This window comes from Paenarthrobacter nitroguajacolicus (assembly GCF_007786235.1).
GTDB classification, from domain to species: domain Bacteria; phylum Actinomycetota; class Actinomycetes; order Actinomycetales; family Micrococcaceae; genus Arthrobacter; species Arthrobacter nitroguajacolicus_A.
This window is the reverse complement of the sequence record NZ_VNFK01000004.1, coordinates 112,841-124,685: the sequence shown is the minus strand read 5'-3', so window position 1 is coordinate 124,685 and position 11,845 is coordinate 112,841. Positions and strand designations below refer to the sequence as shown.

The following is an 11,845-nucleotide window of genomic DNA, read 5'->3' as shown; positions in this document are numbered from 1 at the left end:
AATTATCTCCATGATGGAACTATTCTTGGATGGTGACCACAAATTCCGAGGAACCTGCCACAACGCGCCGCCCCGCCCTGTCGTGGACTTCCCTGTACTGGGCATCTGCGGCGTGTGTTGCGGCCCTGATCCTGGCCCCGGCCTGGATGTTGGTGGGTAACCCTGCTGTCCTGCGTGGGCATCCCCTGCTGCCGTCGCTGTTGGTGGCGGCAGTCGTGGTCGGGGTCGTGTGGGGAGTCTTGCTGTGGCGAGGCCGCCAGGCATTCCGGAGCCGTTCTGCCGTGCGCGCTGTGGGGGCGTGGGCAGGGCGGGTTGCCGTCCTTGCGTTGGTGGCCATGCTGGTTTGGCTCAACCCGTTCGCCTACCAGGCTGGCGCCGCCGCCCCGGGATCAACGGAGGCGCCCGTGGCAGAGTCGCCGACTGCGATCACCATGACGCCAGAGGGCGCGCCAGCCACAGAGGGATTGATCTTCTACCCCGGTGCACGCGTGGAGGCCCGGGCGTACGCGGACATCCTCAAGCCGGCCGTGGACGCGGGATTCCTGGTGGTCATCCTAAAGACACCGCTGAACCTCAGCCTGTTAGACGGAAACCAGGCGCGGGGCGTCATGGCGGACCACCCGGATATTGCAACGTGGGCGGTGGGAGGGCATTCACTGGGCGGTGTCACCGCGAGTTCCTTCGCCCTGGGCAACCCGGACGTGAGTGGGCTGCTCCTCTACGGCTCATATCCGCTGGACTCCTTGCGTGACCGCGCGGGGCTGGAGGTCCTGTCCATTTCCGGAACCAGGGATGGTCTCAGTACGCCGGCGAAGATCGAGGCTTCCCGCGACTTGCTGCCCCTCGATGCCACCTTCGTCGTGGTTCAGGGCGGAAACCATGCCTACTTTGGGAGCTACGGTCCGCAGCCCGGCGACGGGGATCCGCAGATCAGCCGAGAGGTGGCGCAAGAGCAGATTTCCGCAGCCTCCGTGGCGTTCTTGAGGCAACTGGGGACGCCCTAGGGCCTTAGGGGAATACTTTCGAGCGCCCCTCCGTTCATTGATTTAGATGCAAACGCATGTAAGCTGGATGAACGAGCACAGGAGAATGCCATGGAAACCCGCCGCATCACCGTACTTTCCGCCGGACTCGGCGTCCCGTCGTCGAGCCGCTTGCTGGCCGATCAGCTGGCCGCCTCTACCGAGCGGCAGTTGCGTGCGGCCGGCTACGAGCCCCGGATCGACGTCGTGGAACTACGCGACCTCGCCGTGGACATCGCCAACAATTTCGTCACCGGCTATGCCGCCCCGCGCCTCGCAGAGGTGATCGCCGGCGTCGAGGATTCCGACGCCATCATCGCCGTCAGCCCCGTCTTCAGCGCCTCCTACAGCGGTCTGTTCAAGTCGTTCATCGACGTCCTCGATCCCAAGTCCCTGGACGGCAAGGCCGTGCTGCTCGGCGCGACGGGCGGCACCGACCGCCACCAGATGGTGCTTGACTACGCCATGCGCCCCCTGTTCAGCTACCTGCGCACCAGGACTGCGGCAACAGGCGTCTTTGCGGGACCACAGGACTGGGGAAACACCGACGACGGCGGATCGCCCCTCTCGTCGCGGGTGGACCGGGCTGCGGGTGAACTCGTGCAATTGCTCAACGGCCCCCAGCCGCATCGCAAGAACGACGCCCTGGAGTCGCTGCCGTTCGAGCAGCTGCTCGCTGGAATATCAGCCGGCAGATAGGGCGAACTAATTGCCGGGTCCGGTCGTTGGGGCAAGCATGAAGTGTCCTGTGGATTCCATTGACCTGGTGATGAGCGAACGAAGCGGCGTGGAGATTGACTACTGCCCGCAGTGCAGGGGAGTGTGGCTGGATCGCGGAGAGCTGGACAAGATCATTGATCGCGTCGCGGCAGAAACCATTCCCGGACCTGCCCGGCCTGCCGCCGCGCCGTCCCAGCCACCAATTGCGCCGCCGCCCCTCTACAACCCCTTCGAGTCCCGGCCCCAGCAGCCGCGGTACGAGGATAGGGACAGGCGGAACTACGACCGGAGGGACTACGACCGCCGCGATGGCGATCGCGACCAGTACGGCCGTAAGCGCAAGAAGAAGGAAGGTTTCTTGGGGGATCTGTTCGACTTTTAGTCTCCGTGGCCGGGGCGGAAGTGGTCCCTGCCCCGACGGGCAGGGAATGCGCTCAGGAGGTTTCTTTCTCGAAGAACAGCGACATCACGTCGGCGGGCCAGTCACTTGCGCGACTCGTTTCTTTGTCGACGTAGGCAACCGTCATGAGGCAGCGCGATACGGGATTTCCGCCGGAGTCCGCCATGGAGCACTCGATCAGTGCGTTGGAACCACGGAATTCGCGCACGAACGATGTGATGACGATCTCCTGATCGCCCCGGGCGGGACGCAGAAAATCGATTTCCATCCTCCGGACCCAGACCATGAATGGCAGCTTGCCCAGAGTCTCCAGATCCCAGCCAACATACTCCCGCAGGCCTTCCATCCGGTGATCTGCGTAGTAGGACACGTAGACGCCGGTGTTCACGTGGTTGTAAGGATCGAGCTCTGAGAACTTGACCCGGTGCGTGGTCTTGTAAACGATTGGTGCCCTCGCCATTCAGCGCCCCTTCGACGGTACTGCTACATCAGTCACCCAGCAGCTCGATGAATTCGCGGGCCTGCTTGATGTTGATGTCCGAATGGCGCGTCAAAGCGAGTGCCGCACCCTCCACGTCACCGCTTTTTGCCAGCGTGCGGATTCGTCCGTAGATCTCATCGTTGAGCATGTTGCTGCTCACTTCCCGGGTCACGTCCCCCTTGCTGACGATTGCACGGTAGCGGTAGGGGAAGCGCTCCGGCTCGTCGTCGTCGTCCGCCAGGAGGTCCTTGGCCGGGGCTTCGGGCGTAAACGGCTGAGGATGCGCAGCCAGTGCGCCCACGGCGTTCCGGGACGCCCGCAGGCCCTCGCCCGTAGCCTGCAGGTAGAGCTTGATGGCCGCCATGCCCTGTCCTTGCGCGATGAGCGAATAGAGCTGTCGGTGCTGTTCCTGATTCAGCTTGGCCGCAGATTCCTTGGCCAGCTCCACGGGATCCTTGGGGGCATTCGCAGCTGCGAGATCAGCTTTGCTTTCAGCCGAGCGCTTGGTGAAAGAGCGAATAAGAAGGAGCACGCCCGCAATGACCGCAACGAGGATCAGGAGCGGGATGAGGATGGAATCCATGGCGTTGTCAGAGCCGATCTACGTAGTTCTTGGCGGTAAGCAAATCTGAATGGGTGGCCTGGCGCAGGACTTTGATGGCTTCGATCTTTTTCCCACTGCGGACCAGGTTTTGCAGCTCGAAGGCCAGCTGCGGATTCAGCTGGCCATTCGGAAGTACTGCCGGCTGATGGCCCGTTTGGCCGGCAGCATGTGAGCGTGCTGCCTGGGCCTGGAGGGCAGTCCTGGAGTTCTCCGCCTGCTCCCTATGGCTGGCCTCGTTCTGGCTCGGTTTGGTGGTGGCCTCGATACGGGCGCGGAGCGCCAATGCTTCCTGCACTTGGGAGGCCTGATGCGCGGCAGAACGGGCGGCCAGTTCGCGCTGGTACCTCTCGGCGTCGGAAACGCCCGTGTCGCGCGGCTTGAAGGCTGCTGTGAGCGCCCATAACAGCCCAACGAGGACGAGAAGCGGAAGGGCAATCGTCAACACGTCACCAAAGTTCATCCCCATGCCTAGAGCTTATGCCAGAACTCCGTTATCCACAGCACATTCCACCTCCGGCATAAGCTTCTGAGAGGACGGTGTCAAATTGAGACCCTCACTGTAAGATGCATCACATTTGGGGCATGTTTGCGGGGGTTTAGCCGGCCCGAGCGAATGACTGAACCTTTCGATCTGTGGATTAATATCCGCAGAATCTTTCTTTGGTCCACAGCGTGTGAGGAACGTTTTCGCAGGTCAGGGGCTACTTTCCTTCAAAAGAATTTCTCTATCCACAGACTAACCCACAGTCTGTGCACAACGTGGGGGTGGTACTCCACAGGTTTTCCACAGGGGGTATCAGGCCGCTGCTGTAACGTGTCTGAAGTGTCCATTTAGGGCACGAATATCCCACGCAGGCTTTCTGGGGCTCCGAAAATTCAGCTGGTTTTGGAGGACCAAGGAAATCGACTGTGGATAACTTGTGGATACGGCTATTTTGTCTGACCTGACTGGCATCGTCAGATGCACCAGGCGGGGCCCGTAACCACACACTGCGCTTTACGGACCGCCAGGGACCACATCTCTGCAGCGGTACACAAATGGAGGACGGCTTTGTCAGTTACGCACTTGGACTCAATCGAGGGCACACGCGCTTCCGACTCGAGCCGGAAACCTCCCCAGGACATTCCTGCTGAGCAGTCAGTACTCGGCGGCATGATGCTGTCCAAGGATGCGATAGCCGACGTCGTCGAGATCGTCCGCGGACATGACTTCTACCGTCCGGCGCACGAGACGATCTACGAATCGATCATCGACCTCTACGGTCGCGGCGAACCTGCCGATGCCGTGACGGTCTCGGACGAACTGACCAAGCGCGGCGAGATCAACCGAATCGGGGGTCCCGCTTACCTCCACGAACTCATCCAGACGGTTCCCACCGCGGCCAACGCGGGATACTACGCCGAGATCGTCGCAGAGCGGGCTGTGCTCCGCCGCTTGGTGAACGCCGGTACCAAGATCGTCCAGATGGGCTACGGCCAGGACGGCGAGGTGGAAGACCTCGTCAACCAAGCACAGGCCGAGGTCTATGCAGTTGCGGAAAAGCGCACCGCTGAGGACTACGTGGCGTTGAAGGACGTCATGGAATCCACCGTGGACGAGATCGAAGCGTCCGGCCACCGTGGCGAAGGCATGACCGGCGTTCCCACCGGTTTCTACGAACTCGATGAACTGACGCACGGACTCCACCCGGGCCAGATGATTGTTATCGCAGCCCGTCCTGCTGTTGGTAAGTCCACGTTCGCACTGGACTTCGCGCGCTCCGCCGCCATCAAGAACAACCTGGCTACAGTCATGTTCTCCTTGGAAATGGGCCGGAACGAGATCGCCATGCGTCTTCTGTCCGCAGAAGCCACTATCGGCCTGCAGGACCTCCGCAAGGGCACCATCAAGGACGAGCAGTGGTCCAAGATCGCCACCACCATGGGCCGCATGAACGACGCTCCGCTGTTCATCGATGACAGCCCCAACATGTCGCTCATGGAGATCAGGGCGAAGTGCCGTCGCTTGAAGCAGCAGCATGACCTCAAGCTGGTGATCCTCGACTACCTCCAGCTCATGAGCTCCGGCAAGAAGGTGGAGTCCCGCCAGCAGGAAGTCTCCGAGTTCTCGCGCGCCCTCAAGCTGCTCGCCAAGGAGTTGCAGGTTCCCGTCATCGCGCTGTCACAGCTGAACCGTGGTTCCGAGCAGCGCCAGGACAAGCGCCCCATGGTCTCCGACCTCCGTGAATCAGGCTCCATCGAGCAGGACGCCGACATGGTCATCCTGCTTCACCGTGAAGACGTCTACGACAAAGAATCGCCGCGTGCCGGCGAAGCCGACATCCTCATTGCCAAGCACCGTAACGGTCCCACCAAGGACATCGTGGTTGCCTTCCAGGGCCACTACTCACGCTTCGCCAACATGGCAGGCGATACCGGCGGTGGCGGCGGGTTCTAGGCCTGCCCTAGGCTGCTGGGCTTTAGGCTCAGTACTCGCCCTTGATCACGAAGTAGGAGCCACGGATCGTTCCGGCCAGCTTCGACTTTTGGCGGGCGAACTTGAACTTCGAGTCCAGTTCCTCGGGGACGTCCATGCCGTCGGCGAGCTTAAAGCCCACAGCCCGCTTTCCCTCGCCCGTGCTGTACATGACATTGATGGACAGGCCCGACTCGTAGAAAACGTATGCCATCTGCAAGTCCTCCACCTGGAAAGCTGTGGCTTCCAGCGGCCTGGACTTGATCACGATGTCGCGTTCTTCCTTGAGGATCCGGCTCACCCTGTCCACTACCTCGGGGAGCTCTTCGGCGGGGCTTACTGTGAAATCGTGGTCGTACTTGTTCTTGTAATAGCGGGCTTCGTTGGCCCGCAGCCCGGCAGCGGCCTCGGCCACGGGCGAGGACTCAAGTCCCACGGTAGATACGTTCTTGAAGTCAACGATGTAGGGCAACAGCTCTCCTGGTCCGGCGTATTTGGACCAATGCTACTGATGGGGCGGACCGGGCCAATCGAACGACGCGTTGCCGGGCCGTGACCGACGCTAGACGCGGATAGTCGTGGAGCGCGATACCACCGCGACAATTCATGCTGGCCCTGATTTTCCTGTTTTGGTTCTTCATGCCGTCTAAACCACGGTTTCCTTCCCGGAGGTCGAGGACGGGAAGGGCCGAGTAACCGATACGTGCCCCTAACAGCCCTCGAAGTCGCTCAGCACCTTGACCTTTGCGGCTGACCCGGACTTGGGATCGAACGCGTAGCCGATCCATTCCTTGGCCAAGCGACGGGCGAGCTCCACGCCCACCACGCGCTGGCCCATGGTGAGGACCTGGCAGTCGTTGGACAGGATTGACCGCTCCACGGAGAACGAGTCGTGGGCTGCCGTCGCCCTGATGCCCGGAACCTTGTTGGCCGCGATCGCTACGCCGATTCCCGTGCCACAGAAGAGAATGGCCCGGTCCGCCTTACCGTCGCGGATCATCTCTCCGGCAGCGATGCCCACGTAAGGGTAGGGCCTGGTGAAGTCTTCGTCTGCCCGATTCACCCCGATGTCGATCACTTCGGTAATCCGGGAGTCAGTCTGAAGATCGGCCATGATTCGGTCTTTGTAATCAACGCCGGCTTCGTCGGCGCCCACGATAATGCGCATGAAATTCTCCTAGTTTGTTGCTGCGGCGGGGACGGGAACTGCAGTGAAATGAGGCCCGACGGCGGCGAACACCATGGCGAGCGACGTCGCCCCTGGATCCGGTGTGCCGATGCTCTTCTCGGCCAGTGGCCGGGCACGGCCCTTCAACGGGCGAAGTTCCGCAGTGGAGGCAGCGGCGGCGGTGGCGTCGGCCGCAGCAGCTGCCCACGCGTTCTCCAGGTCAGTCCCGGCAGCCACGCGGTCCTCCAACGAGGAAGCGAACGGAAGCAGGGCATCCATCATGGTCTTGTCCCCCATCTCGGCCTTTCCAAGGCTCGCGATGCGGTCCGCGAAGGCGCGAACAGACTCTGCGAGGACGTCCGGCGTCGGGGTCTCTGCGTCACCCAAGCGCTCACCAAAGGCGCGGAGCCCGGCACCCCACAGGACGCCCGACGTACCTCCGGCCTTGTCTGCCCAGGCATCGCCCGCAGCGGCAAGGAGGGAACCGGCTCCCGCGCCGCGTTCAAGAGCAACGGCGGCCGCGTCGTGAGCGGCGGCGGATCCACGGACCATGCCGCGGCCGTGGTCACCGTCGCCAGCGATTGCGTCCATGTCGCCCAGCATCGCCTCCGAGTCGCGCAACAATGCTGCGGTGGTGTCCAAGGCCTTCAGGCACTGCCGGGCGTAGGCGCGGGAGGCCTCTGTGGAGGAGTAGTCGGCAGCGGCGGTGGTGTCCAACGCATCTTCGGCTGTGTCCGAGGAAGCGACGTCAAAGCCCACAGCACCCCGACGGTACGCCGGCGTCAGTGCCGGAGCGGTCCAGTACTGCTCAAGCTCGTCGTCCAGCCACGTCAGCGTCAGCGAAGCGCCGGCCATGTCCAGGCTGGTCACCAGCTCGCCCACCTCGGGCATCACCAGCGTGTAGCCGGCTTTGCGGAGCAGGGGAGCCACGGTCCGCCAGAGGACGAATAGCTCCTCATGCTTGGTTGAACCCAAGCCGTTGAGGATCACAGCGAGTCGCCGGGACGCCGCCGGAGTTTCGGCGAGGACGCGCCGGACCAGTTCCTGGCCAAGTTCGACGGCGGACGGCAGCTTGGTATCGAACAGCCCGGGTTCGCCGTGGATACCAAGGCCCAGGCCCATCTGTCCTTCGGGAAGGCTGAACAATGGCTGGTCGGCACCGGGGAAGGTGCAGCCGCTGAACGCCGTGCCAATGGTCCGGGTCAACTCATTCGCCTTGCGCCCCAAACGAACCACGGCGTCAAGGTCCAGCCCGGCTTCGGCAGCAGCTCCCATGACCTTGAAGACCACGAAGTCACCGGCTATGCCGCGGCGCTTCTCGATCTCCTCCAGGGAGGCACTGGCGATGTCGTCCGTAACCAGCACATTTTGAGTGGTGATTCCCTCGGCATTCAGGCGCTCACTGGCCATGCCGAAGTTCATGACATCGCCGGCGTAGTTACCGTAGGTGAACACGACGCCGGCTCCGGAGTTGGCGGCCTTGGCCACGGAATAGGCCTGCTGCGACGACGGCGAGGTGAAAATGTTGCCCACCACGGCACCGTCAGCGAAGCCCGGCCCGATGATGCCGGCGAAAGCCGGGTAGTGTCCTGAGCCGCCGCCGGTGATGACGGCGACCTTCGGAGTTGCCGGGCGACTGCGACGGACAGCGCCGCCTTCCACCTGGCGGACGAGGTCCGAATGGGCATCGCAGAAACCGGCGAGGGCTTCGTCAGCGAAGTCGGCGGGATCGTTGAAGATTCTGGTCATGGTGGGTACCTGGTTCTGGATTTCGGACTGGCTGAGGGACTTAGTGGATGTGGCTGCCGCCGTTGATGTCGATGGTGGTGCCGGTGAGGTACGCGGAGTCTTCGGAGGAGAGGAACGTGATCACTGCGGCAACTTCCTCCGTGGTGGCGTTGCGGCCCAGGGGGATGCCGGCATTGATGGCGGCTTCCTGCTCTTCGGTGCTGCCGACGCGGATGTTGGTGTCCACGGCGCCGGGGGTGATGGCGTTGACGGTCACGCCGGTCTCACCGATTTCGCGGGCCAGCGCCTTGGTGAAGCCTAGGATGGCGGCCTTGGCTGCGGAGTAGGGAACCTTGCCGAACACGCCGCCGCCGCGCTGCGCGGACACCGAGGACATGTTGACGATGCGGCCCCAACCATTGGCGATCATGCCCGGGAGGAACGCCTTGGTGACCAGGTAGGTGCCGGTGGCGTTGACGTCCATGACCTTGTGCCACAGCTCAAGCGTGGTTTCCAGGAACGGAACGGGGGAGGTGATGCCGGCGATGTTGGCCAGGGCTCCAACGGGCGGGAGGTTTCCGGCGGTGACTTCTGCAGCCACGGCGGCCTGGGCTGCGGTGACGGAAGCTTCGTTGGCGACGTCGATCTCGTAGCCGAAGGCCGGAACGTTGAATTCGTTGGCAATCTCGGCGGCAACCTTGGCGGACTTCTCCCCGTCGAGGTCCAGGATAACGATGCCCCAGCCCTGGTTGGCGTAGCGGCGGGCGGTGGTGAGGCCGATGCCGCGATCGGAGGTAGCTCCGGTGAGGACTGCGGTGCGCTGGATGGTGGTCATGGTGCTCCTTGGATGGTGGTTGTTAGATGAGGTCTGAGATGTAGCTGGCCGCTTTGGCTGCAGCAGCGGGGCGTTCGTCGTGGGTGACGTCCCGGGTTTCGAGTTCCAGGGAGAAATGGCCGGCGTAGGCCATGTCCCTGAGTGCCACGAGTCCGGCGCCGAAGTCGGCCTGGCCGTTGCCGATGCTGAGGTTGATATTCCCCGGATCGTTGGCTGTGGCCGGCACGGCGTCCCGGAGGTGGACGTGCTTTATCCGGGAGGAGAAGCGGTCCACGAAGTCCACTGGGTCGCCACCCGACGCGACGATGTGGCTGAAGTCCATGACGATTCCGACGTCGGAACCGGCGAGGCGGTCGGCCAGCAGCTGCGCGCGTTCGGTGTTCCAGCACAGCCGGTAGTAATGCAGGGATTCGGTCCACAGCTCGACGCCGAACTCCGCCGCGCGCTTGGAAGCATGGATCAGTTGGGCTGCTACGACGTCGATGTCCTCTTCCACGCTCCGCAGGGGATCATGGTCGATGGCCCCGCATGGCAGGACGAGCGCCTTCGCGCCGGTCTTGGCGGCCAGGGTGAGCAGCATCCCGAGGTGCCGTTCGCGCGCTGCCTGAGCGCCGGCGTCGAGCGTAGCGTTCAAGTCGCCGACGTCGCCGTTGACCGAGCGGACACGCATGCCCGTGTCATTGACGACGGCGGCAACCGCCTCCACGGCCTTGGCGTCCAGTACGTAGGGCACATGGTCGCAGACGCCCGGGAGTGCACCGAGGTCGATTTCCTCGAAGCCGAGGCGGCCCATGGTGTTCAGGGCTGCGGCCAGATCCTGGTGGCGAAAGCTGATGGACGAGCAGCCAAGTCGTTGATGAAACATCGTCGTTGATCCTCAAGTTGGGGCCCTCGCCAGAGAGGGACCGTAGTGATGGAGACCACGTTAGTGGCGTTGAATGTCAACAGTCAACCTTCGAAGTTGACTGTTGACATTGCTGGTGTCCTCGGTCACAGTTGACGTATTATGTTGACTGTCGACAGTGGGGTTGCCGAAGAAGCGCCGCACTTTTGAAAGGGAAAGACACTCATGAGCAATGAAGCTCTGACCATGCGTGGTCCGGTTCATGGAACCAAGGAAGCAAAGCGCGTCGCCGTCGGTTCCGGCGTTGGCGCAGTCATCGAAACCTACGATTTCATCGGTTTCGGCACCGCCGCTGCACTGTACTTCGGTACGGCGTTCTTCCCGGGCGCCGACCCGGTGACTGGCACCCTGGCCTCCTTCGCGACCCTCGGCGTCGGCTTCGCTGCCCGTCCGTTGGGTGGCATCATCGGTGGCCACCTCGGCGACAAGCTCGGCCGTAAGCCGGTGCTCGTTGCGTCGCTGATCCTCATGGGCCTGGCAACATTCGCCATCGGCCTCCTGCCGACGTACTCGCAGGTGGGTCTCCTTGCTCCCGCGCTCCTGGTTTTGGTCCGCATCATCCAGGGCCTGGCTTTCGGTGCTGAATGGGGAGGCGCCATCCTGATGAGCTACGAGCACGCACCGTGGCGGAAGAAAGGCCAGTTCACGGGCATCGTGCAGGCCGGTTTCCCCGTTGGCCTCCTGCTCGCCAACCTTGTCTTCCTCAGCAGCGTGGGCCTGGGCAGTGAGTGGGCCTGGCGGGTGCCGTTCCTCGCGAGCATCGTGCTTGTGGCTGTTGGCTTGATCATCCGCTCCAAGGTTCCCGAGTCCCCGGTATTCGAGGACGTCAAGGCCAAGGGCGACATCGTGAAGTCCCCCATCGTCGAGGTCATCAAAACCGACTGGCGCAACATCGTCCGCGGCATCGGCCTCCGCATCGCCGAAACTGCCGGCTACGCCGTTTCCGTGACGTACATGATTTCCTACCTGCACACCAACAACCTGGCCGACAAGACCGAAACCTTGGTGGCGCTCTGCATCGCGGCCGGCATCGGTATCTTCGCAACATACTTCTGGGGCAAACTGACGGACCGCGTTGGTCGCCGCCCTGTGTACATCTGGTCCACGGCCTTCGCGGTGGTGTTCGGCATCCCGATGTTCATGCTGGTGAACACCGGAGTGTTCCTCCTCATCATCGCCACCATCGTCATCGCCTACGCCGTCTGCCAGAACTCCTTGGCCGGCGCCCAAGGTGCATGGTTCCCGGAGCTTTTCCAGGCCAAGACCCGCTCCTCCGGCGCGTCGCTGTCCTACCAGATCTCCGCCATGGTCTCCGGTTTCACCCCCTTTATCACCACCCTGTTGTTCGTCAGCATGGGATGGATGGGCCCGGCCCTGCTGTTCAGCGTCTACGCCGCCATCGGCCTGTGGGCAGCGCTGATCACCCGTGAAACCTGGGGCAGGCGCGAGCGAGCTCTCGCCGAAGAAGCCGCCAGCAAAACTCCCCAGACGGTAAACGCCTAAAGCACCCCTCGACGTCGGGCGCGTT

General features: G+C 62.8%; 13 protein-coding genes. 5 read left to right on the top strand and 8 right to left on the bottom strand.

What is annotated here, in order from left to right; all coding sequences use genetic code 11:
* Positions 1-29: 29 nt before the first annotated feature.
* From FQP90_RS06360 to FQP90_RS06350, 3 genes are all read left to right on the top strand, one after another.
* On the top strand, positions 30-1,004 hold the full coding sequence (locus FQP90_RS06360; protein WP_144648847.1) for an alpha/beta hydrolase: 975 nt from the start codon (positions 30-32) through the stop codon (positions 1,002-1,004).
* Positions 1,005-1,094: 90 nt separating this feature from the next.
* Entirely contained in the window at positions 1,095-1,721 is a 627-nt protein-coding gene (locus FQP90_RS06355; RefSeq protein WP_144648846.1) for an FMN reductase, read from the top strand.
* Positions 1,722-1,770: 49 nt separating this feature from the next.
* The gene (locus FQP90_RS06350) at positions 1,771-2,124 is read left to right on the top strand and encodes a zf-TFIIB domain-containing protein (RefSeq protein WP_244296541.1); all 354 of its coding nucleotides are present in this window, start codon (positions 1,771-1,773) and stop codon (positions 2,122-2,124) included.
* A 52-nt stretch (positions 2,125-2,176) separates the two neighbouring features.
* Here FQP90_RS06350 and FQP90_RS06345 read toward each other — a convergent pair whose 3' ends face one another.
* From FQP90_RS06345 to FQP90_RS06335, 3 genes are read right to left on the bottom strand one after another with little or no spacing between them, the layout of a single operon-like run.
* Positions 2,177-2,602 (bottom strand): acyl-CoA thioesterase, encoded by a 426-nt coding sequence (locus tag FQP90_RS06345; protein ID WP_144648844.1) that lies wholly within the window; start codon positions 2,600-2,602, stop codon positions 2,177-2,179.
* Between the two features lie 28 nt (positions 2,603-2,630).
* Complete coding sequence (locus FQP90_RS06340; RefSeq protein ID WP_144648843.1) at positions 2,631-3,206, bottom strand: hypothetical protein; 576 nt, start codon at positions 3,204-3,206, stop codon at positions 2,631-2,633.
* A 7-nt stretch (positions 3,207-3,213) separates the two neighbouring features.
* Complete coding sequence (locus FQP90_RS06335; protein ID WP_144649105.1) at positions 3,214-3,687, bottom strand: hypothetical protein; 474 nt, start codon at positions 3,685-3,687, stop codon at positions 3,214-3,216.
* 591 nt (positions 3,688-4,278) lie between these two features.
* Here FQP90_RS06335 and dnaB point away from each other — a divergent pair.
* On the top strand, positions 4,279-5,664 hold the full coding sequence (gene dnaB, locus FQP90_RS06330; RefSeq protein ID WP_018779423.1) for a replicative DNA helicase: 1,386 nt from the start codon (positions 4,279-4,281) through the stop codon (positions 5,662-5,664).
* Between the two features lie 28 nt (positions 5,665-5,692).
* Here the strand turns inward: dnaB and FQP90_RS06325 are convergent, their stop codons facing one another.
* The 5 genes from FQP90_RS06325 to FQP90_RS06305 form a co-directional block, all read right to left on the bottom strand.
* Positions 5,693-6,154, bottom strand: coding sequence for a phage tail protein (locus FQP90_RS06325; protein WP_144648842.1), 462 nt, complete (start codon positions 6,152-6,154; stop codon positions 5,693-5,695).
* A 237-nt stretch (positions 6,155-6,391) separates the two neighbouring features.
* Complete coding sequence (locus FQP90_RS06320; protein WP_144648841.1) at positions 6,392-6,850, bottom strand: ribose-5-phosphate isomerase; 459 nt, start codon at positions 6,848-6,850, stop codon at positions 6,392-6,394.
* A 9-nt stretch (positions 6,851-6,859) separates the two neighbouring features.
* Complete coding sequence (locus FQP90_RS06315) at positions 6,860-8,599, bottom strand: dihydroxyacetone kinase family protein (RefSeq protein ID WP_144648840.1); 1,740 nt, start codon at positions 8,597-8,599, stop codon at positions 6,860-6,862.
* A 40-nt stretch (positions 8,600-8,639) separates the two neighbouring features.
* Complete coding sequence (locus FQP90_RS06310; RefSeq protein ID WP_144648839.1) at positions 8,640-9,413, bottom strand: SDR family NAD(P)-dependent oxidoreductase; 774 nt, start codon at positions 9,411-9,413, stop codon at positions 8,640-8,642.
* Positions 9,414-9,435: 22 nt separating this feature from the next.
* On the bottom strand, positions 9,436-10,278 hold the full coding sequence (locus FQP90_RS06305) for a sugar phosphate isomerase/epimerase family protein (protein WP_144648838.1): 843 nt from the start codon (positions 10,276-10,278) through the stop codon (positions 9,436-9,438).
* Positions 10,279-10,482: 204 nt separating this feature from the next.
* Between FQP90_RS06305 and FQP90_RS06300 the strand changes: the two genes are divergently transcribed.
* Entirely contained in the window at positions 10,483-11,820 is a 1,338-nt protein-coding gene (locus FQP90_RS06300; RefSeq protein ID WP_144648837.1) for an MFS transporter, read from the top strand.
* Positions 11,821-11,845: the final 25 nt, after the last annotated feature.

What these genes read in the sequence shown, in the direction of transcription:
- FQP90_RS06355 (WP_144648846.1), top strand. Translation starts at nt 1,095, where the DNA reads ATGGAAACCCGCCGCATCACCGTACTTTCCGCCGGACTCGGCGTCCCG.
- FQP90_RS06315 (WP_144648840.1), bottom strand. Translation starts at nt 8,599, where the DNA reads ATGACCAGAATCTTCAACGATCCCGCCGACTTCGCTGACGAAGCCCTC.
- FQP90_RS06300 (WP_144648837.1), top strand. Translation starts at nt 10,483, where the DNA reads ATGAGCAATGAAGCTCTGACCATGCGTGGTCCGGTTCATGGAACCAAG.
- FQP90_RS06320 (WP_144648841.1), bottom strand. Translation starts at nt 6,850, where the DNA reads ATGCGCATTATCGTGGGCGCCGACGAAGCCGGCGTTGATTACAAAGAC.
- FQP90_RS06335 (WP_144649105.1), bottom strand. Translation starts at nt 3,687, where the DNA reads ATGAACTTTGGTGACGTGTTGACGATTGCCCTTCCGCTTCTCGTCCTC.
- FQP90_RS06310 (WP_144648839.1), bottom strand. Translation starts at nt 9,413, where the DNA reads ATGACCACCATCCAGCGCACCGCAGTCCTCACCGGAGCTACCTCCGAT.
- FQP90_RS06345 (WP_144648844.1), bottom strand. Translation starts at nt 2,602, where the DNA reads ATGGCGAGGGCACCAATCGTTTACAAGACCACGCACCGGGTCAAGTTC.
- FQP90_RS06340 (WP_144648843.1), bottom strand. Translation starts at nt 3,206, where the DNA reads ATGGATTCCATCCTCATCCCGCTCCTGATCCTCGTTGCGGTCATTGCG.
- FQP90_RS06305 (WP_144648838.1), bottom strand. Translation starts at nt 10,278, where the DNA reads ATGTTTCATCAACGACTTGGCTGCTCGTCCATCAGCTTTCGCCACCAG.
- FQP90_RS06360 (WP_144648847.1), top strand. Translation starts at nt 30, where the DNA reads ATGGTGACCACAAATTCCGAGGAACCTGCCACAACGCGCCGCCCCGCC.